This is a genomic window from Psychrobacter aquaticus CMS 56 (genome assembly GCF_000471625.1).
In the GTDB taxonomy this organism is placed as follows: Bacteria; Pseudomonadota; Gammaproteobacteria; order Pseudomonadales; family Moraxellaceae; genus Psychrobacter; species Psychrobacter aquaticus.
In genome coordinates, this window is the sequence record NZ_AUSW01000014.1 from 56,024 (window position 1) to 76,002 (window position 19,979).

The 19,979-nt window shown below is 43.7% G+C and carries 17 protein-coding genes and 1 tRNA gene; 14 read left to right on the forward strand and 4 right to left on the reverse strand.

Features of this window, described 5'->3' with window-relative positions; translation table 11 throughout:
• The first annotated feature begins 13 nt into the window (after positions 1–13).
• Positions 14–832, forward strand: a complete 819-nt coding sequence (locus M917_RS03230) for a DODA-type extradiol aromatic ring-opening family dioxygenase (RefSeq protein ID WP_021813337.1) — start codon at positions 14–16, stop codon at positions 830–832.
• Between the two features lie 79 nt (positions 833–911).
• On the opposite strand, the gene M917_RS03235 is transcribed toward M917_RS03230, so the two are convergent.
• A tRNA-Arg gene (locus M917_RS03235) sits at positions 912–988 on the reverse strand.
• Between the two features lie 362 nt (positions 989–1,350).
• Between M917_RS03235 and M917_RS03240 the strand changes: the two genes are divergently transcribed.
• The 4 genes from M917_RS03240 (at position 1,351) to queF (ending at position 5,106) form a co-directional block, all read left to right on the forward strand.
• On the forward strand, positions 1,351–2,013 hold the full coding sequence (locus tag M917_RS03240) for a c-type cytochrome (protein WP_040641827.1): 663 nt from the start codon (positions 1,351–1,353) through the stop codon (positions 2,011–2,013).
• Positions 2,014–2,350: 337 nt separating this feature from the next.
• Positions 2,351–3,313: an ABC transporter ATP-binding protein gene (locus M917_RS03245; protein WP_021813339.1), complete on the forward strand. Its 963-nt coding sequence runs from the start codon at positions 2,351–2,353 to the stop codon at positions 3,311–3,313.
• 29 nt (positions 3,314–3,342) lie between these two features.
• On the forward strand, positions 3,343–4,116 hold the full coding sequence (locus M917_RS03250; RefSeq protein ID WP_040641844.1) for an ABC transporter permease: 774 nt from the start codon (positions 3,343–3,345) through the stop codon (positions 4,114–4,116).
• Positions 4,117–4,236: 120 nt separating this feature from the next.
• Positions 4,237–5,106: an NADPH-dependent 7-cyano-7-deazaguanine reductase QueF gene (gene queF / locus M917_RS03255; RefSeq protein WP_021813341.1), complete on the forward strand. Its 870-nt coding sequence runs from the start codon at positions 4,237–4,239 to the stop codon at positions 5,104–5,106.
• Positions 5,107–5,230: 124 nt separating this feature from the next.
• On the opposite strand, the gene M917_RS03260 is transcribed toward queF, so the two are convergent.
• Positions 5,231–6,949, reverse strand: coding sequence for a proline--tRNA ligase (locus tag M917_RS03260; RefSeq protein WP_021813342.1), 1,719 nt, complete (start codon positions 6,947–6,949; stop codon positions 5,231–5,233).
• Positions 6,950–7,524: 575 nt separating this feature from the next.
• On the opposite strand from M917_RS03260, the gene M917_RS03265 reads away from it, so the two are divergent.
• Positions 7,525–8,268 (forward strand): DUF4230 domain-containing protein, encoded by a 744-nt coding sequence (locus M917_RS03265; RefSeq protein WP_021813344.1) that lies wholly within the window; start codon positions 7,525–7,527, stop codon positions 8,266–8,268.
• 181 nt (positions 8,269–8,449) lie between these two features.
• Here M917_RS03265 and M917_RS03270 read toward each other — a convergent pair whose 3' ends face one another.
• The gene (locus M917_RS03270) at positions 8,450–10,063 is read right to left on the reverse strand and encodes a cryptochrome/photolyase family protein (RefSeq protein ID WP_021813345.1); all 1,614 of its coding nucleotides are present in this window, start codon (positions 10,061–10,063) and stop codon (positions 8,450–8,452) included.
• A 188-nt stretch (positions 10,064–10,251) separates the two neighbouring features.
• Here M917_RS03270 and M917_RS03275 point away from each other — a divergent pair, with 188 nt between their 5' ends.
• The 8 genes from M917_RS03275 (at position 10,252) to M917_RS03310 (ending at position 18,988) form a co-directional block, all read left to right on the forward strand.
• Positions 10,252–10,935: a phosphoribosylanthranilate isomerase gene (locus tag M917_RS03275; RefSeq protein ID WP_021813346.1), complete on the forward strand. Its 684-nt coding sequence runs from the start codon at positions 10,252–10,254 to the stop codon at positions 10,933–10,935.
• An 84-nt stretch (positions 10,936–11,019) separates the two neighbouring features.
• Positions 11,020–12,294, forward strand: a complete 1,275-nt coding sequence (gene trpB, locus M917_RS03280) for a tryptophan synthase subunit beta (RefSeq protein WP_021813347.1) — start codon at positions 11,020–11,022, stop codon at positions 12,292–12,294.
• A 157-nt stretch (positions 12,295–12,451) separates the two neighbouring features.
• Positions 12,452–12,940 carry an HNH endonuclease gene (locus tag M917_RS03285; RefSeq protein ID WP_021813348.1) on the forward strand — a complete coding sequence of 163 codons (489 nt, stop codon included), beginning with the start codon at positions 12,452–12,454 and terminating at the stop codon, positions 12,938–12,940.
• A 24-nt stretch (positions 12,941–12,964) separates the two neighbouring features.
• Positions 12,965–13,789, forward strand: coding sequence for a tryptophan synthase subunit alpha (trpA, locus tag M917_RS03290; RefSeq protein ID WP_021813349.1), 825 nt, complete (start codon positions 12,965–12,967; stop codon positions 13,787–13,789).
• Between the two features lie 384 nt (positions 13,790–14,173).
• Positions 14,174–15,130, forward strand: a complete 957-nt coding sequence (accD, locus tag M917_RS03295; protein ID WP_040641848.1) for an acetyl-CoA carboxylase, carboxyltransferase subunit beta — start codon at positions 14,174–14,176, stop codon at positions 15,128–15,130.
• Between the two features lie 346 nt (positions 15,131–15,476).
• Positions 15,477–16,832 carry a bifunctional folylpolyglutamate synthase/dihydrofolate synthase gene (locus M917_RS03300; RefSeq protein ID WP_021813351.1) on the forward strand — a complete coding sequence of 452 codons (1,356 nt, stop codon included), beginning with the start codon at positions 15,477–15,479 and terminating at the stop codon, positions 16,830–16,832.
• A 233-nt stretch (positions 16,833–17,065) separates the two neighbouring features.
• Positions 17,066–18,166 (forward strand): SPOR domain-containing protein, encoded by a 1,101-nt coding sequence (locus M917_RS03305; RefSeq protein WP_021813352.1) that lies wholly within the window; start codon positions 17,066–17,068, stop codon positions 18,164–18,166.
• A 285-nt stretch (positions 18,167–18,451) separates the two neighbouring features.
• Positions 18,452–18,988, forward strand: a complete 537-nt coding sequence (locus M917_RS03310) for a DUF2726 domain-containing protein (RefSeq protein WP_021813353.1) — start codon at positions 18,452–18,454, stop codon at positions 18,986–18,988.
• A gap of 18 nt (positions 18,989–19,006) precedes the next feature.
• Here M917_RS03310 and M917_RS03315 read toward each other — a convergent pair whose 3' ends face one another.
• A complete protein-coding gene (locus M917_RS03315; RefSeq protein WP_021813354.1) occupies positions 19,007–19,969 on the reverse strand; it encodes a DUF1853 family protein in 963 nt (320 codons plus the stop codon).
• Positions 19,970–19,979: the final 10 nt, after the last annotated feature.

Sequence of the window (19,979 nt, forward strand, 5' to 3'; positions counted from 1 at the left end):
GAGGTAAAAGCCCATGAATTCTGAATCAACTTCAACCACGCAGCCCGTATTCTTTGTACCTCATGGTGCCGGACCTTGCTTTTTTATGGATTGGCAGCCTGCTGATACTTGGGAAAAAATGGCAGAGTTTTTACAAAGCATTTCCAGTCGTTTACCACAGCAACCCAAGGCTATTTTGATAATCAGCGCGCATTGGCAAACACCTGTGTTTAGTATCACTGCTGCCAAGCAACCAGAGCTGATTTATGATTATTCTGGATTTCCTAAGCATACTTACGAACTGACTTATCCAGCACTAGGCGCACCAGTATTGGCTGAACAAATCAGTGAGTTGCTGACGAATGCAGGTTTAGACAATGAGCAGGATGCGATAAGAGGTTTTGATCATGGGGTATTTATTCCGCTAAAAGTGTTGTTTCCTAATGCGGATATTCCGGTAGTACAGTTGTCATTACGTCGAGATCTAGACCCTAAAACCCATCTAATGGCAGGCAAAACACTGGCATCTTTGCGTGAAGAAGGCGTGTTGATCATTGGTAGCGGCATGAGTTTTCACAATATGCGCGGCTATGGTGATGCAAACTTTACGGCTCCTTCAAAGAAATTTGACGAATGGTTAACCAAAACCATCAACGCCGATCCCGAGGAGCGTCTGGCAGCTCTTACTGATTGGTCACAAGCACCCCATGCTTCGGATGCGCACCCACTAGGCGCAGAAGAGCATTTACTGCCGTTGATGGTTGCAGTAGGCGCCGCAGGAAATGATCAAGGTAAGAGAGTTTATTCTCAGCAAGTGCTCAAAACGCAATTATCCGCTTTTCAGTTTGGTTAATTGGTTAGAAACAGGCATAAGAACTGTAGAAGGCGTTAGAAGTTTTGGGTAATGCGAAGAGACGGCAAAATACGATGATTGGTGCGCTCGGCGGGAATCGAACCCACGACCCTCGGCTTCGGAGACCGATACTCTATCCAACTGAGCTACGAGCGCGTTATGACAATTGATTGCATACCTTATTAATCAATACCGTGCTTAAACGAGCGTTGTAAGCAGTATGAGTATCGAAAAATAAAGACCGCTTAGTCTAACAAATAAAAGTCATAAAGCCAATGGATGAAGGCTATGATTGATGTTTTTTAAGAAAAAACAGGATAGTCATTAAACAGGCATGGCAATTTACCTGCCTTTTCCCTTATAATGTCAGGGAGAATTCATATTTATAATCACCGATTACAAGTGTGCTGGCACGCGGCATGGCTGTTTGCTATTGATGATGAGAGGTCATCGAAGGAGGACAGACAGAATGTCTGAGCCGTGCAAGCCTTTGTATACGTAATAAGAGAACGTGACGAATGAGAAAAGTAGTTATGTTATCGGCAGCTGCCATTCTAGGAATCGCTAGTATCGCGGTGAGCCAAGCTGAAGATGTTGCAGTTACTTCCGTAACCGTTACTGATGTCGCAGAAGCGCAGGAAGTGGTAGAAAATGTTCCTCAAAAAGTGGGTGATGAGACCAAAGCTGCTGCAGATACGACAGAAGGCAATGCGCCAGCTGCTGCTGTACCAGTAGATGGGGCCGCGTCTGAAGAAACTGCCGCTGCAGCGCCTGCTGCTGAAGAAGAGCCGATTCCGCAAGACACGCCACAAGTGCAAAAGCTGATCGCTCTATATCCTAACTTGATTGCTCGCATTCAGCCTGTTGCTAACGTGTGTTTTGAAGAGGATGAGGTTTGTGATGTAACGGCACGCGCAGCTGGCCCGGCAGCTGGTGACGGTCCTCGTGATGGTAAAGCTGTGTACAATGCTGTGTGCCAGACTTGTCATGCCGCAGGGTTACTTGGTTCGCCAATATTGGGTGACGCTGGTGCATGGGGACCACGTATAGCAAAAGGTAAAGAGACCTTATATACACATGCTATCAATGGTTTCAATGCCATGCCTGCAAAGGGTGGTGCTGATATCCCTGATGAAGAAGTCCAAAATGCTGTAGATTATATGGTTGGTGAAGCGAGCTAGTTTTTATTAAGTATTTTGCTAATTTTTTACGATACCTACCTAAAAAGCGCCTATTTCATGTAATGAGATAGGCGCTTTTTTAATCATCAGTATTATCAATATAGTGCTTCTAAGACATCGCAGTTGAAATTCACCAGCCATAGCCTCATTTCATCAGATTATATCGTCTCTTCTATATACTTATTTTTTAACAACGTTCTTATAACATTTTCAAAAATTTGAGTAGCAAGTAAAACGAGTGCAAGTACTATATTTATAGACTAAGCGAGTTTGCTATAGCGAATCATATTTTTTGGAATTGGTATTATGTAAATTCATCACAAATAAAGAGGTATTCATGTCTGAAGTACCAGCCCTTGCTATCCAAAATTTATCCAAAACCTATGACAATGGGTTTTCGGCACTAAAAGATGTCAGCTTAACCGTCCCGCAAGGCGGGTTCTTTGCGTTACTTGGCCCTAATGGTGCCGGTAAGTCCACAATGATTGGCATTATCAGTTCACTATTCAAACCTACCACAGGCAGTGTGCATATTTTTGGCACAGACTTGTTAGAGAATCCTTCGATTGCCAAGCAATATCTTGGGGTTGTACCACAAGAATTTAATTTTAATATGTTTGAAAAAGTCGAAGATATCTTGATTACTCAAGCGGGTTATTTTGGTATTCCTGCCAAAGAAGCACGACCACGGGCAAAGAGACTATTAACAGCACTTGGTCTGTGGGATAAGCGCGATAGTAAGTCGCGTGAGTTATCCGGTGGTATGAAGCGCCGTTTGATGATTGCGCGTGCGTTGATTCATAAACCAAAGCTGTTGATTTTGGATGAGCCAACGGCTGGGGTCGATATTGAGCTGCGCCGCTCCATGTGGGAGTTTATGCAGCAAATTAACATTGAAGAAAATACCACGATTATTTTGACCACTCACTATCTTGAGGAAGCCGAGCAGCTGTGTAAACGCATTGCGATTTTGGATCATGGTGAGATTCGTATTAATACAGAAATGAAAGACTTGTTGGCGCAGCTATCGGTTGAGACGTTTGTTTTTGATCTAGATACACCGCTCATGCGTCAGTTGGCTTTGACAGGTGTGACAGACGTTTTCCAGCCAGATAACCAGACACTTGAAGTCACGCTGACTGAAGGTGAGTCTTTAAATGGTGTCTTTGATCAACTGTCTGAGCAAGGCATCACCGTGGCGAGTATGCGTAATAAGGCCAATCGATTAGAAGAGTTGTTTATGCGTTTAGTAGACAAAAATATTCAAAGTGCAGACAGCATGAAGGAGGCGGGGTTATGAGTCAGGAAATGATCGATCATAATAAAACCATGTCGTGGAGTAAGAAGTGGATCGCGTTTCGTACTATTTGGTTCAAAGAGATTCGCCGAATTTTGCGTATTTGGCCACAAACACTGTTGCCGCCAGTTATTACCATGAGCCTTTATTTCGTCATTTTTGGTAAGATGATTGGTTCGCGTGTGGGCGAGATGGGCGGGGTGCCATACATGCAGTTTATCGTGCCTGGTTTGATTATGATGTCGATCATCACCAACAGTTATTCCAATGTGGTCTCAAGCTTTTTTAGTGCCAAGTTTACAGCGAGTATTGAGGAGCTTTTGGTCTCGCCTGTCTCCAAGCACGCTATTTTGATGGGTTATATCAGCGGTGGTATCTTTCGTGGATTAGCGATTGGAGTCATTGTCTCGATAGTGGCGCTGTTTTTTACGGATCTTGGTATTGAGCATTTGTTTGTGACGATATTTACCGTACTTGGTACATCTATCCTATTTTCACTTGGCGGCTTTATCAATGCGGTGTTTGCCCGATCATTTGATGATATTTCTATCATTCCAAGCTTTGTGCTAACGCCATTGACTTATCTTGGCGGCGTGTTTTATTCGCTAGAAAACTTATCACCATTTTGGCAAAACATTTCGTTGTTGAACCCTATCGTTTATATGGTCAATGCATTCCGTTACGGTATCCTTGGCTATTCTGATGTAAACGTCTGGTATTCAATGGTCGCTATTTTCGTATTCTGTGCGATATTTTACACAATTGCCTATCGTTTGCTGAGTAATGGCTCACGCGTGCGCTTGTAATATGTTTTGTCCAAAAGACAGCATAAATAAAGAAAAAACGCCTCAATGTATTTTTGATAACACAACCTCATTGAGAGTAAAGCAACACAATTTTTTAACGGTTTAATATTAGGAAAGTAAATGAGTATTCACGGTATCTTAGGCGAACAAACCACCGATTATCCCACCGAGTATAATCCAGAAACGCTATACCCAATTGCACGTAGCATGGGACGTGATGCCATTGCCTGGCACGCAGGCAAATTAGCGGTTGGCGTGGATTGGTGGCAAGCATTTGAGATGTCTTGGCTCAACACTCAAGGACTTTCGCAAGTCGCCATTGCGCGCTTTAGTATTCCGGCCAGCTCGCCATTTATCGTAGAATCAAAATCACTTAAGTTGTATTTGAACAGTATTAATTTTACTGAATTTGCCAGTTGGGAAGACGTAGAGACGTTGATTGCCAAAGATTTATCAGCGTGTGTGCAAGCTGATGTGACGGTTGAATTGTTTGGTTTAGAAGATGATAGGTCAGAGCTGTTAATTATTCAGCCTGAGGGTGTATGTATTGACAGTGCCCTGGCAGATACCACAGACAAAGTGACACTGTGCGAGCATCCGGATGCATCATTGTTGCAGGATCAAACGCAGGCAGATGATAGTAAGTTGGAAAGTGGTAAACCTCAGCCTTATACTTTTTATTCTAACTTACTGCGTAGTAATTGTCCGGTGACCAATCAGCCAGATTGGGGCACATTGGCGGTGTCGATAACGAGTGAAAAATCAGTCAATGAAGCAAATATGCTGCGTTATATATTAAGCTTTCGTCAGCATAATGGCTTTCATGAGCAATGCGTTGAGCAGATATTTGCGGATTTGAGTCAGTATTATGCCCCAAGTGAGTTAATGGTACGTGCTTGGTATACGCGCCGTGGCGGCATCGATATCAATCCTTGCCGTGTCAGTAATGTCAGCCTGTTACCTAAGCCCAGCCGTCTCATTCGGCAGTAAGATTGTCACTACCAATTAATTGTCACTACCAATTAAAAGCTCAAGACGATCTCATAACAATAAAAAAGCGCCTACCTCATTAGATGAGATAGGCGCTTTTTTTAGACAGTCTTTACTGATAAAACTACTTACCGCTTACTTTTGCCAAAATCTCTTCACGGCTCAGCATTTGTTTCTCTGCTTCGCGGCGATTGACGTATTCGTATTTGTCTTCGGCAAGATTGCGATCAGAGACCACGATACGATGCGGAATACCGATCAATTCTAAATCCGCAAATTTAACGCCTGGACGCTCGTTACGATCATCGAGTAGCACATTGATGCCTTGAGCCTTTAGCTCTTCGTACAGGGCGGTCGCCGTTTGCATGACGGTCTCTTCTTTTGACTTCATCGGTATGATGGCCACTTCAAAAGGCGCCAGTGAATCAGAGACTGCAGGCGTATTTGGCCACATGATACCGTTTTCATCGTTGTTCTGCTCGATGGCCGCTGCGATAATACGGCTAACACCGATACCATAACAACCCATCATGAGAGTGACGGGTTTGCCATCTTCACCAGATACCGTGCAGTTCATCGCTTGTGAATACTTGTCACCCAACTGAAAAATATGGCCGACTTCGATACCGCGTTTGATTTTTAGGCTGCCTTTTCCATCAGGAGATGGATCACCTTCTTGAACATTACGGACATCAACGATGCGAGTAATACGGGCATCGCGCTCCCAGTTCAAACCAATGGTGTGTTTGTTCACTTCATTGGCACCCGCCACAAAATCTGATAAGGCGGCTGCCGAACGATCAACGAATACAGGCATATCTAAGTCAACGCCAATATAGCCTTTATATAAACCAGCAGCCTTTAATTCTTCATCAGATGCCAAGGTCAATGGCACGTTGGCTTCTTCGATTTTCTCAGCTTTGATGGTGTTAAGCTGATGATCACCGCGTAAGACGATAGCAATCAGTTGTGGCTCATTGTCTTCTGTGTGACCATGTACAATCAAGGTTTTGACCGTTTGTTCTAAAGGAATGTCTAAATGCTCAGCGACCATCTTACAGGTGGGCATGTTCTCTGTTAAGACGTCTTCGCGTTCTCGGCTAGGCGCTTGACGTTCAGCAGTGCTTACCGATTCGGCCAGCTCAACGTTGGCAGCATAGTCAGATGAGTCTGAGAAGGCAATGTCATCCTCACCGCTATCTGCCAACACATGAAACTCATGGGACGCAAAGCCACCAATAGAACCTGTATCCGCTTGTACTGCACGGAAATCCAGACCCAAGCGGGTAAAGATGCGTGTATAAGCTTCATACATATCGTGATAGGTTTTGGCCAATGACGTTTGATCAACATGAAATGAATAGGCATCTTTCATCGTAAATTCACGAGCGCGCATCACACCAAAACGTGGACGAATCTCATCACGGAACTTGCCTTGAATTTGGAAAAAAGTGATGGGTAGCTGTTTATAACTACGAAGTTCGCCTTGGGCTAGATTAGTGATGACTTCCTCATGAGTGGGGCCCAGCACAAAATCACGATCATGACGGTCTTTAAAGCGCAACAGCTCAGGGCCATAATCGTCAAAACGTCCCGTCGTCTGCCAAAGCTCTGCAGGTTGTGTCATCGGCATAAGTACTTCTTGCGCACCCACATTTTGCATCTCTTCACGAACAATGCGTTCGACCTTTTGTAAAACGCGCAGCCCCATAGGCAACCAGATATATAATCCAGAAGCGATTTTACGAATAAGACCGGCACGCACCATCAATTGGCTTGAAGCGATATCGGCATCATTTGGGGTTTCTTTTAGGGTAGCAAATAAAAATTGACTGGCTTTCATAAATAAAGCGTAACCTTATCAACGATAAAAAATAAGAAGAAGTAGTAGGATGTTGAGCGTATGGCTAATCGTTTCATTGCCGCCGCAAGCTTACCTTTATCACTTAGCAATAATCTAGGATACGTCCTAGTGACTCATATACTTGTAAATGAGCACATAAGTAAAACTCTTTTAACCAAAGAGGGATAAACTATGATTGATCTAATGATATATCGAGCGCTTAAATGGATTATTTTCAAGTCAAATGCCTGAAAACCAAATCTATATCGACGTTTTATCAATGCAATCTGACTATGTTAGGTAAAGTTTGGCTAAGACGCAATGACTTTTTGTTGTTTCAGCCCGAACGTTACTGAAAGCGTCAGATTAAAACTCTATGACTAGATTATTTAATCGTTTTGAGTATATTTATAATGAATAAATAGAGTATGGTTTAGAAATGCGGCTATCAGCAATTGTGTAGCATATTGATAGTCATTACTTGAAGTCGCTGCCTAAAAGCGGCATTTATATATGAAACAGTGGTTTGGCATATACTTTATAAAAATAAACGTTAAAATTTTGAGGTGGCTCATATGAACAATCCTGATGATCGCTCTTCTGTTGAGCACAAGGTGACGAATCCACAAGGGAAAAAACCGATTGCCATGATGTCATGGATTGTATTACTGATTGGTTTGGCCGCGCTCGTCTTTGCTATTTATAGTGTGCAAAATATAACAGAAGAAAAACCCATAGAGACCATTACTCGCGAGGGTGTCATCACTCAGATCCATCAGCTCAATCGTCTGCAAACGGTCGCATTCAGCGTAGATACTGTCATCACTAGCGAGCGCCCTGGCAGTTGGATGAAGCTATGGCAGGATGAGCAGAAGGCATTGTTTATTGCGCGTGGTCGTGTAGAAGCGGGCATTGATTTGAGTGCCTTAACGCCTGAAATGGTACAAGTAATACCGCCCACAGCAACGCTCAATGCCGACCAAGAAGAGGCTTCAGTTGCTCTCATGCCACAAATCAATATTACCTTGCCACCATCAGAGATATTCTCCGTATACCTAGATGATATCGAAATTTATGACTGGCAGACTGGTGCCTTTGGTATGATGCAAGTCGATCCCAAGATATTGGCGCAGGCACAGACTATGGCCAAAAAAGAAGTCCTTGAACGCGCATGCCGTGGTGATGTCATGAACATGGCATTAAAAAATGCTCAAACGCAATTGCAGCAATTATTTGCTTTGACAGGTGCAGTTGTGACGGTCACGACTCAGGGTACAGGCGCGTGTCAGTTGCCAATAGCCACATCAAATGCCAGCTAACCTCATAGCGAAAGTTGGTGTTAGGTCAATATAAAAGAGAGTTAGCAAGACTGGTACAAATTATAGTTTCGTATATCCATTTTATTTAGGGCGTGTTTGATGATTCAAACACGCCCTAGTATAGATTCTAGTATCGACTGTATTATTTTTTGAGCTGGCCTGTTATTTTTGAGCTTAGCCGCTATTTTTTAAATTCTGCAATGGCGAGCTGGCGTGCTGTTTTATGCTCGACCATTGGCAGAGGGTAGTCAATATTGACAAATTTACCACCTTTGCTAAGCGCTTTACGGAGCTTTTCTTCTGAATGCAAAATACTGGTAGGAATGTCTTTTAATTCAGGAAGCCAAGTCTTAATAAACTCACCATTAGCATCATGAGTACTGGCTTGGCTAAAAGGATTCATAATACGAAAGTAGGGTGCAGAATCTGTACCTGTTGAGGCGCTCCATTGCCAGCCGCCATTATTAGAGGCAAAGTCACCATCGATGAGCTGCTGCATAAAATAGCGTTCGCCCAAGCGCCAATCAATCAGTAAGTCTTTGGTCAAAAACATGGCAGTAACCATCCGCAGGCGATTGTGCATAAAGCCAGTTGCATTGAGATTTCGCATGGCGGAATCGACTAATGGCACACCAGTTTTGCCCCTGCACCACGCTGCAAAATCATCAGTGTTGTATGACCAGCTGATATTTTTATCTGTCTCATTTTTATAGGCTTGATGACGGATCAGCTCTGGCTTTTCTACCAATACATGACGATAAAAATCTCGCCACGCCAGCTCACTTATCCAGCGATTGATATCGTCATTATCACTATCATTGCCGTGCAGCTTTTCTTGTGCCTTGTACGCTTGTAAGTAGCAAAGTCTGGGGCTGATTGACCCAATCGTGAGGTAAGCAGATAACTGACTGGTCGCCTGTAGGCTCGGTACATCGCGACTCACATCATAGTTATCGATATCTTCTGCAATAAAGTCCTCTAACCGCTGACAAGCATCCGTTTCCCCAGCAGGATAGGCTTCACGTGCTTGCGTCATCTGAGCCTCTATATCGATATGCTGTAGCGATTCACTGTCTTGTAGCATTTTTTGATAATTATTGGTTGTCTTTTTACCAAGAATCTCTATCTCTTTGATGGTGTTCGCACTGTCTTGTGATAACGTTAAATCAACGTTGCTATGCTTTTTGATCGTTGCTGCCTTATGAATTTGAATGGTACTCACCTCTAAGGTATGTCGCCATTTTTTATAAAAAGGGGTAAACACTTGATACATGCTGTCGTCATTAGTGGTGATGCTGTGCGGTGGCAAGATACATTGGTCATGGAAACGGATAAATTCGATGTCGTTTTTTGCGAGCTGTTTGGTTAATTGTTCGTCACGCGCAATTTCATTGCCTTCGTATTCATGATTTGCCATGATACAAGTGATATTATTGGTCGTGCAAAAATCGCTTAGCGTCTCAATACAGTCAGAAAAGCTTGGAGAAACCTGAACGAGCAGTTTAATATGCAGTTGTGTTTGCAAATTTTGTGCGAGTAGAGGTAAGGTGCGAGTGATATGATCCACCTGTGCAAGCGACATATTGTGCGCTTGCCATTGCTCAGGCGTCAGAAAAAACACTGCGCTGACCTGAGCATTGTCTGTGTTTGCTCGTTCACAAAGCGCCGCTAAAGCAGTATTATCATGAACCCGTAGATCACGACGAAACCACATTAAATAATGCAACGGACTAGCGTGAGTGCTCTTAACGTTATGGTCGGTGTTTTTAGCGGTTGCCGACGCAGTGTTAGACATTCAAGTATCCTTATCTCAATCATAAACAAAATTAGGAATAAAAGTATGCTAGGATAAGTTTTTGGATGCAATTGATTTGCTATTTTTTTAACAAATTATCATCATATTCATCGTTGGCAGTGACGACTAACCTTTATCGCTAGCTGGTTCATCACTGTTATACTAAGTGTCGTATTTAAGGTCATATCATGCACGTTAAGTTTTGCGGTTTTACCCAGCTTAGTGATGTCCATACTGCTGTGCAATTGGGTGCAGATGCAGTCGGTTTGGTGTTTTATCCACCAAGTCCGCGCGCTGTGACTATCGCTCAGGCGCAAGCATTGATTGCCGCTGTACCGGCTTTTGTCAGCGTGGTGGCATTGGTGGTGAATATGTCTCAGGATGAAATGATTGAGCTAGCAAATAACGTGTCTTTTGATATTATTCAATTTCATGGCGATGAAACGCCAGAGCAGTGCCAACAGCTGGCAAGTGCCGTCAATAAGCGCTGGATTAAAGCGCTTCGTATCAATGCTGAGCAACACAGTATTGCTAGCGTGAATGCCCAGATTGACAAGTTTGCCGCAGCAGGAGCGAGTAGCATCTTACTTGATGCTTATCATCAGCATAAATATGGTGGTACGGGGGCACGCTTTGATTGGAGTTTGATACCACAAAACAGTACGCTACCCATTATCTTAGCGGGTGGATTGAATGCCGAAAATATCGCTGCGACTGTAGAGCTGCCTATTTACGCGGTCGATGTCAGTGGCGGTATCGAGCAGGATAAAGGCAAAAAAGACGCTGCCAAGATGCGTGCCTTTATGAAAGCGGTAAAACGTGACCGATGGCAAAACGAGACGCTTAGCGAACCTTCGAACATGAGTAGCTAGCTCTACCAGTCAAACTGTTGACTACTCACACTATTTTTCCCATATTTATTCTAAAAAATACCACTTATTACAGTAGGAATTATCATGAGTCATGTCGCTAATAAAGATTTATCTGCCACAGCGCAATCTGTCAATACTTTTACCAATCCCGAAAACGTGTCCGACTTTAACCAGTATCCCGATGCCCGTGGACATTTTGGTGTACATGGTGGTCGTTTTGTCTCTGAGACACTAATGGCAGCGCTTGAAGAGCTAGAGGCTCTTTATACCAAAGTGAAAGCCGATCCTGCATTTTGGGAAGAGTATCACAATGATTTGGTCAATTATGTCGGTCGTCCAACGCCACTTTATCATGCTAAGCGTTTGAGTGATGAGATAGGCGGGGCACAAATCTATTTTAAACGTGAAGACCTCAACCATACTGGTGCACATAAAGTGAATAACACCATCGGTCAAGCATTGCTGGCCAAGATGTGTGGCAAAAAACGTATCATTGCTGAGACGGGCGCAGGGCAGCATGGCGTGGCAACGGCGACGATTGCAGCACGTTTGGGGCTAGAGTGTATCGTCTATATGGGTGCTGACGATGTCGAGCGTCAAAAGATGAACGTTTATCGTATGCGCTTGCTTGGCGCGACAGTAGTGCCAGTCACTTCTGGCTCGCGCACCCTCAAAGACGCCATGAATGAAGCGATGCGTGATTGGGTCACCAATGTCGATAGCACCTATTACATCATCGGTACGGTTGCAGGGCCACATCCTTATCCACTATTGGTACGTGATTTTCAAGCGATCATCGGTAAAGAAACGCGTATCCAGCATTTAGAAAGAACGGGTAAATTACCAGACGCCCTAGTCGCTTGTGTCGGTGGTGGCTCAAACGCCATTGGTTTATTCTTTGACTTCTTAAATGACACTGACGTAAAAATGTATGGTGTTGAAGCCACAGGTGACGGCATAGAGTCAGGTCGCCACTCAGCACCGTTAGCTGCTGGTCGTATCGGCGTGCTGCATGGTAACCGTACGTATCTGATGGCAGATGATGACGGTCAAATTCAAGAAACCCATTCTATCTCGGCAGGCCTTGATTATCCTGGTGTTGGCCCTGAGCACAGCTTCTTAAAAGATATGAAGCGCGTTGAGTACGTGGGTTGTACTGATAAAGAGGCGCTAGAAGGTTTCCATGAAGCCACTCGTAAAGAGGGCATCATCCCAGCGCTGGAAACGGCTCATGCGGTCGCTTATGCCTTGAAATTAGCGAAAACCATGACGCCAGACCAAACCATCGTCGTTAATATGTCGGGTCGCGGTGATAAAGATCTGCATTCAGTGATGAAAGCAGAAGGGATTGAGATGTAGTTAATACTGTCTTCTATAGATAATTATTTTCTATAGTTTATGGCAAGGCCTTCTACGAAAAAAGTAGAAGGCTAAATAATATAGTCAATGAAATATTACGACCTTCAGTTATGGAGCTCTCTATATCCTATTTTTTACCTGTAAGAGGTATAGATTGATGGCAAAAGTCACACCGTCTATGGCAAAAAACCAAATTAAACGTAGCTTGCTTCAAATTGTAGATTCACATCCCAATAAAACGCAAAAACAGCAGATATGGTGTTATTTTGATAATTGTTGTGCGTATTGTGACGTAGCTATCGATCCTAATAGTCGTCAAGGACATCTTGATCACCTATTGGCTGTTCAAGATGGCGGTAGCAATAATATCTATAATTTTGTGCTGGCATGTCATATTTGTAATGGTGACGAAAAAAGAGAAACGCCATGGCGTGAGTTTTTGATAAATAAATGCAAGAATTTATCTGATAGTATCTATATGGAACGAGTAGCAAAAATAGAGACATGGCAAAAACATTCAATTATGAGCCAAGTAGATGCAGAAGTACTGGCTCGAATGGAAACTATTATAGATAAAGCCAAAGCTAACTTTGATCAGTCAGTAGAACAAATGCGTATATTGCGTGACTCTATAACTACGAATTAATTTTATAATAATTAAGAGAACCCTATGACCCGAATTGAAAGCACTTTTGAAACTCTAAAATCACAAAATAAAAAAGCCCTGATTCCTTATGTCATGGCAGGTGACCCCAATCCTACAACCACCGTGGGCTTACTTCATGACTTAGTCAAGCACGGCGCAGATATGATCGAAGTTGGCCTGCCATTCTCTGATCCCATGGCAGATGGTCCAGTCGTCGCTTTGGCAGGCGAGCGTGCATTAGCCGCAGGTACGAGTACGCGTGATGCGTTAAAAATGGTCGCAGAGTTCCGTCAGCAAGACACACAAACGCCTATTATCCTGATGGGTTATCTCAATCCTGTTGAGATTATCGGTTATGATAACTTCGTCGCCCTATGTGAGCAGTCAGGCATTGATGGTATTTTGATGGTGGACTTGCCGCCAGCAGAGGCGGGTAGTTTTACCCAGCATTTGACTGAACATTCGATGAATGAGATTTTCTTATTGTCGCCCACCACGTTGCCTGAGCGCCGCGAGCAAGTATTGACCCACTGCGGTGGTTATATCTATTACGTGTCTTTAAAAGGTGTCACTGGTTCGGCAACACTCGATACTGATGATGTTGCGACTCAAGTGCAAGCGATTAAGGCAGAGACAGACTTACCAGTGTGTGTGGGCTTTGGTATTCGTGATGCTGCTTCAGCTAGGGCAATTGGTACTCATGCAGACGGTATTATTGTGGGCAGTGCATTGGTACAAAACTTCGCTGATATAGATGCCAATGATACCGATGCGGTTACGAATGCCCAGCAAAAAATCATGGCTAAAATGGATGAGTTGCGGGCAGCTCTCGATAGTTTGAGTGCATAATCTGATAGCGTTGATCCTAAAAAATCATCATTTATAGTGAATGAACTATGTGTAAAGAGTGCAACTGTTAAAGCAAATTCACAGCTGGGGCGATTATGAATGACATATTTGGCGCTCAAATCATATGAATGTGAGTGCTAAAATTTATCAGGGTAAAATGGCTGAGTAAAGTGATCGTCACAATGTTTATAAAGACCAGTTATAAAGATGAGGTCAAATGACTTTGCTAAAGTTAGTTTACGTGTGTAAACTAACATCACAATATAAATTGTTGCAGTTGCGCGTAAGCGTGCTTTATAACTGCTCATGTTATGACTGTATGTGACTCTTAAATTTACTCTTAAGGACAAGTGAATGAGCCAACTTGCCGATAAGCCTTCGATAATGGCGAATAATATGACTGATACGATAACAAAACCCAATTCTAGTAACGATAGCGCGCCTAGCCTTGAGCAAAGTCGCAATACCGCTGGGCAATCATGGTTTAATCGCTCAATACCAGGTATTAAGCAACAATTGACTGCGCCATTGACGGCGGTAGAGACCGAGCCATCAACGAAATGTAGCAGCTGTCACTCAATGATTACCAACACAGCGCTGATTTTTAATGGTTACGTGTGCCCACATTGTGACCATCATTTACCCATGAGTGCTCGTGAACGCTTGAACTGGCTACTTGATACAGTAGATGGGGAGCTGGGGCAAGAATTTACTGCCAAAGATCCATTACGCTTTGTGGACAGCAAGCCGTACCCTGCGCGTATGAGTGAAGCGCAAGAAAAGACGGGCGAGTCTGAGGCGTTGATCGTCATGTACGGCAAACTGCGTAATCTTGATGTTGTCACTTGTGCCTTTGATTTCCGTTTTATGGGCGGCTCTATGGGGTCAGTGGTTGGGGATCGTTTTGTACAAGCGGCCGAAAAAGCACTTGAAGATAACGTGCCTTTGGTTTGTTTTGCTGCTTCGGGCGGTGCGCGTATGCAAGAAGGTCTGTTGTCATTGATGCAAATGGCACGAACCGCGGCTGCCATTGAACGCTTAAGAATAGCTGGCGTGCCGTATATTGTGGTACTGACCAATCCTGTTTATGGTGGCGTGACGGCATCACTTGCGATGCTTGGTGATATTCACTTGGCAGAACCAAAAGCGATGATTGGTTTTGCGGGTAAGCGAGTGATTGAGCAAACAGTTCGTGAGACGTTAGAAGAGCCGTTTCAGCGTGCAGAATTCTTGCTAGAGCATGGCGTGGTTGATGAAGTGGTGCATCGTCATCAATTGATTGATACTATTTATCGCCTACTGGCAAAATTGTGCCGCGTACCCAATGTTGACGCTCAATAGGCCAATGAGTTTATTGGGTAGGTATAGTGATTCTAAATAAAACAGATACATTATATTTCAATGCGGAACTGGTATAAATTTTTCTTGCTTGCTGTGCCTTCGCAGCTCGATGCGGCGAAAATTCTCGTTTAAAGATAAGCATTCCAGTCCCGCTGACTCGTTTTTATACTAGACTCACTATAACGATTTAGTGTTGTGCCAATATCTACTCAATAAGTATTTGCCAGATAGGTAAAACCAACGAATAGCATTTATCGTAAATAACGGTAAATGCTATTTTTTGTTTTGACCAAGCTCGTTATACTGTTTTGATTCTTTATCACAAAATGTCATATAGGTTTTTTCCATGTCTGATTCTTTAATTTCTCATACGCATACCCCTAATGATAAAGCCAGCCTAACCGAATGGCTTGATTATATGCAGCAGATACACGTCTCTGCGATAGATATGGGACTGTCACGAGTATTACCAGTCGCTGAGGCGCTGGGTGTGGTGCAGTCTGCGAAAGATGATGCCTATGTGTTTACCGTAGCAGGTACCAATGGCAAAGGCTCAACAACTGCTGTCATCGCCCAGATGTGCCAAGCCGCTGGTTATAAAACAGCACTGTATCAATCGCCGCACCTGAGTGTCTTTAATGAGCGTGTGCGCATCAATGGTGAGATGGTCAGCGATCAGACATTAATTCAAGCCTTTAGTAAAGTAGAAGCCGCACGGTTGCAGTGTGATTTGACCTTATCGTTTTTTGAGATGACGACGCTGGCAGCGTTACTGATATTTGCTGAAGCAGACTGTGATATGTGGGTGTTGGAAGTGGGGCTAGGTGGGCGATTGGATGTGGTGAATATCATCGATCCTGACATGGCGGTCATTACCAATATCGGTATCGATCATGTCGACTGGCTGGGTGACAATGTTGAGGATATCGGTCGTGAGAAAGCGGGTATTTTACGTGACGATCTGACGTTAATTTATGGCGCTACTGAGATGCCAAATAGCGTGCAGCAAACCATTGATAAGCATCAAGCAACTTGTTATCAGTTTGGGCAAGATTTTAGTTACCGCGCATTGGATGCAACCACGTGGCAATATAGTAATGCCGCTATCACGATGCAATTACCTCGCCCAGCACTATCATTGACGAACACCGCCAATGCCTTGTCAGCTGTATTGGCAAGTCCGTTAAACATTAATATAAGTGCTATCGAGCAAGCATTGCAATCTGTTAAGTTGGCAGGTCGCTTTGATTACCGTGAAGTGAAAAACCGTCATTGGTTGTTTGACGTGGCACACAATGAGCAAGGCGTTGAATTTTTACTGACGCAATTGTTGGCATTTTGGCAGCAGCATTTGGCCAATCAACCTACAGGCGGTCAAGCCAGCCGTGCACCTGCAACAATTAAAATGCTATTCTCGATGCTGGGCGATAAAGACATTGATAAAGTTGTGCAGCGTTTGACCGATGCAGGGCTGCCCATTAGTGATTGGTTTATTGCCGAAATTGATTATCCACGCGCGGCCAGTACCGAGCAGTTACAAGGTATTTTAACGAACTATGTCGATGGCGCTCAAATACATGAATTCAATCGTTTATCAGAAGCAACTTGGGCGGTAATAAACGCCAGTCAGCCGCAAGATTTAATCGTGGTGTGCGGCTCTTTTCATACCATTGGAGAGACGCTGGCTGCGCTTGAGGTATAAGGATTCAAACCAAAACTGGGTTTGTTTACTGTTAATCTTAGTGATAGCACGATGGCAGACAGCGTGAAAAATATGCTTTATAATCAAAGTGATTTAGACAGATAGCATATAATTGACACATAATGAAGGCAATCGGCGACAATGACTGATTATCGATGCTATTTATGGCATAGTTTTGAGACCGCAACCGCGCCGCTCAATCAACCTTATCACCAACTAAGAGACGTAAACGGATGAACTTTTCGAGACAAGCCTTATTGGGCATTGGGATGATTCTAGGCGGTAGCGTGATGCTATACGCCATGGTACAACAAATTGGTGACAGTAATAAGCCGCAATCAACGTCAGCGATGATCGATAAGCCAAGTACCGAGCAAGAGTCTCCGCAGCCACTGACCACTGATATCGAGACTGAAAAGCGTATCTTAGCGCAAAAACAAAAAGAGCGCGCGGCTCGCGTGGCAGAACAAGAAAGGCTCGCTCAGCAGTTTTTAACAGAACAAGAAACTGCTGAAGCACAAGCATTAGCAAAAGCCCGTGCCGAAAGTCAGCAGTATGTAGAAAATATTGCTTCAACGAATGAGCAAAATGCTGAGGTAGAAACCGAAAAAAATACAGAAAGTGATGTCAAAAGCAAAGAGGCGCAAGATACTGAGAAACTGATTAAAGCAGCAGATGAGGCATTACAAGAAGCCAAAGCAAAAAAGCAAGCAGAGGATAAGAAGCAGCAAGCACAGGCTGAGAAAAATCGAGAAAATGCTGAAGCAGCAAAAAAAGAGCCGCCAACGTCGCCTTCTGACTATCAAGTCAAAAGAGGTGACGGGCTCATTAAACTAGCAAGGCAGTACAATATGCCAGTAGAAGTGTTGGCGCAGGCGAATGATATGTCGCCATCGACATCGTTACAGTTGGGGCAAAACATTACTATCCCTTCACGTAAGCAGGTGCAGCGTTTAGAGCGTGAAGCAGCGGCTGCTGAGCAAGTGCGTGAAGAAAAGCGTCAAAAAGAAGAAGCGCTGGCCAAGAAGTCGACAGATGCGAAACGTGACGCTCAGCAAAAACTCAGTGACGCTCGTAAAGAAGTCAAAGAAACAGACGCCAAAGGCAGCTTTGGGGTGCAAGTGGCATTGGCAAATGACCAAGGTAAAGCGGATGAATTGGCAAAAAAATTCCAATCAGCAGGCTATCAGGTTAAGACTAGTGCTACCAGTCGTGGTGTTCGAGTCATTGTAGGCCCTGAACGTGGTAAAGTGGCCGCCTTAGCCTTAAAAGACAAAATCAATAGCGATCCCAAGGTAAATACGACCAGTGCTTGGGTACTTTACTGGCGCTAAAAGGCGGTCTAGGTCGCTTTGGTTAAAAGCTTTCTAAATAAATAATTTTGTTTATTTATATTTGTTTAGTCTTCTATTTTTCTTACTAAACACGACATCTATTGTCGTGTTTTTTGTTTTATCGTTTGCTGATTGGCGCATGTTTGGTTACGATGAGCAGCATTTTATTTTCTCTTTTTTATAACCTGTCAGTCTGCAAGGGCTGCCCTGTTGTGATTGACTAGTGATGACCTTGATAGGTCATGACATATAGCCAATCATTCTCATATTGTATAAGGTAAAACCATGTCATTTGGCGTTATATTTTTAATGTTGGCGGTTGGCTTTTTGGGGCTGATTACGTTACCAAAATTATTATCAAAGCGTAAGCGTCAATATATTGAGCCTGAGCCAAAAGCTGTGCGCGGCGATGATTTGGACATTTGGCCATTCGCGCCAATGCCAATTATGACTGATACCGAGGTGATCTTTTTTAAAAAATTAAAAAATGCCCTGCCAGAATATCATATCTTTGTTCAAGTTCAGCTGTCACGAATTATCGAAGCCAACAGTGACGAGACCTCTGAGCGTAGCTTTTGGTTCAATCGCATCTGTCGTCAAAGCGTCGATTATGTCATCGTTGACGTAGATTCACAGACCACGCTACTGGCTATCGAGCTTGACGACTGGACGCATAGTAGTAAAGCACGCCAAAAAGCCGATGACAAAAAAGATAAGGCTCTTGCTAGTGCCGGTATTGCCATCGTTCGTTTTCATGCCGAGCGCATGCCCAGTGCGGATATGCTCAGATATGAGCTGATGCAAGTGATTGAAACGTATTAAGGATTTTACTATCGCTTTTTAAAACTTGTCTTGAGTGCTATCGAGCTGTTTAGGATAAATGACAATTGGTCTATCGCCTTCGAAGTACAATCCTGTCTTTAATGTCTCATTGTCAAAGCAGACAAGGGGTGCTTGCCGCCTATCATAGCTGTCATAAAAGCTGCGTTTGCTAAACCATTCAATATAATGAGCAGCGCGCAAAGCATTGATGTCAAGCATCGCGAGAGTGCTCGTGTCGTACTTATCGCACCATTCGTGCATGGGAAAGCTTGGTGCTAGCCAGTCAGGATAAGCAAAATCTGTGCTATTAATAGGTAGAAAGAACCGTCCTTTTATTATCCCATAACGCTTATCGATTTTGACTTGCCCATGATTTTCAGTATCTACCCAGACTGACCGGAACTGCTTGGTTTGCATATGCGTCATTTTACGCTGCAAATTGTCTTTGGAGTTAATCCCAACCCAATTCTCAGGCGCAAAAGGCGCTGATCCCATAAAAAACTTAATGGCCAGCTCCCAATGTTCGACAAGCTTCTCTTCATGATTGTACAAAATCAAATCTAGCTCGCCCGTCGTCTGTTTGCCATTGTACAGTTGTACGTTGTTAGCCAACGTTTCGTATGGATGCAGCTTACGCGCAAAACCATCCTCTAACCAAAATGATAATAATCCTTCGAAGTGAAACCCCAAACGGTTCGGACTGGGTCTTTTTAATAAATAGCGGGTGAGTACCTGATAGGCATTGGTGGTATCCAGCTCTGCTAGGCGTTGTCGATACGCGTCAAACTGCTGTTGCCAAAAGCTGGCGCTATGTATGGCAACCTCATGTGTGTTTTGATGCAGCGCAAAGTCTAGCCACTGTGTCAAGACGTTGGGGCATGCCAGCACATAAGCCAAATCGCGCACATAAGGTCGCTGGTATGCATTCCAACGTGTGTCACTTGTAAGGATCAAGTCAGACTGAGCAAGTGTCTCGGACATAAGATAAATC

Coding starts and splice junctions, on each gene's coding strand:
- M917_RS03275 (WP_021813346.1), top strand. CDS start 10,252: ATGCACGTTAAGTTTTGCGGTTTTACCCAGCTTAGTGATGTCCATACT.
- M917_RS03270 (WP_021813345.1), bottom strand. CDS start 10,063: ATGTCTAACACTGCGTCGGCAACCGCTAAAAACACCGACCATAACGTT.
- M917_RS03240 (WP_040641827.1), top strand. CDS start 1,351: ATGAGAAAAGTAGTTATGTTATCGGCAGCTGCCATTCTAGGAATCGCT.
- M917_RS03305 (WP_021813352.1), top strand. CDS start 17,066: ATGAACTTTTCGAGACAAGCCTTATTGGGCATTGGGATGATTCTAGGC.
- M917_RS03300 (WP_021813351.1), top strand. CDS start 15,477: ATGTCTGATTCTTTAATTTCTCATACGCATACCCCTAATGATAAAGCC.
- queF (WP_021813341.1), top strand. CDS start 4,237: ATGAGTATTCACGGTATCTTAGGCGAACAAACCACCGATTATCCCACC.
- trpB (WP_021813347.1), top strand. CDS start 11,020: ATGAGTCATGTCGCTAATAAAGATTTATCTGCCACAGCGCAATCTGTC.
- accD (WP_040641848.1), top strand. CDS start 14,174: ATGGCGAATAATATGACTGATACGATAACAAAACCCAATTCTAGTAAC.
- M917_RS03245 (WP_021813339.1), top strand. CDS start 2,351: ATGTCTGAAGTACCAGCCCTTGCTATCCAAAATTTATCCAAAACCTAT.
- M917_RS03310 (WP_021813353.1), top strand. CDS start 18,452: ATGTCATTTGGCGTTATATTTTTAATGTTGGCGGTTGGCTTTTTGGGG.
- M917_RS03230 (WP_021813337.1), top strand. CDS start 14: ATGAATTCTGAATCAACTTCAACCACGCAGCCCGTATTCTTTGTACCT.
- trpA (WP_021813349.1), top strand. CDS start 12,965: ATGACCCGAATTGAAAGCACTTTTGAAACTCTAAAATCACAAAATAAA.
- M917_RS03315 (WP_021813354.1), bottom strand. CDS start 19,969: ATGTCCGAGACACTTGCTCAGTCTGACTTGATCCTTACAAGTGACACA.
- M917_RS03260 (WP_021813342.1), bottom strand. CDS start 6,949: ATGAAAGCCAGTCAATTTTTATTTGCTACCCTAAAAGAAACCCCAAAT.
- M917_RS03285 (WP_021813348.1), top strand. CDS start 12,452: ATGGCAAAAGTCACACCGTCTATGGCAAAAAACCAAATTAAACGTAGC.
- M917_RS03250 (WP_040641844.1), top strand. CDS start 3,343: ATGTCGTGGAGTAAGAAGTGGATCGCGTTTCGTACTATTTGGTTCAAA.
- M917_RS03265 (WP_021813344.1), top strand. CDS start 7,525: ATGAACAATCCTGATGATCGCTCTTCTGTTGAGCACAAGGTGACGAAT.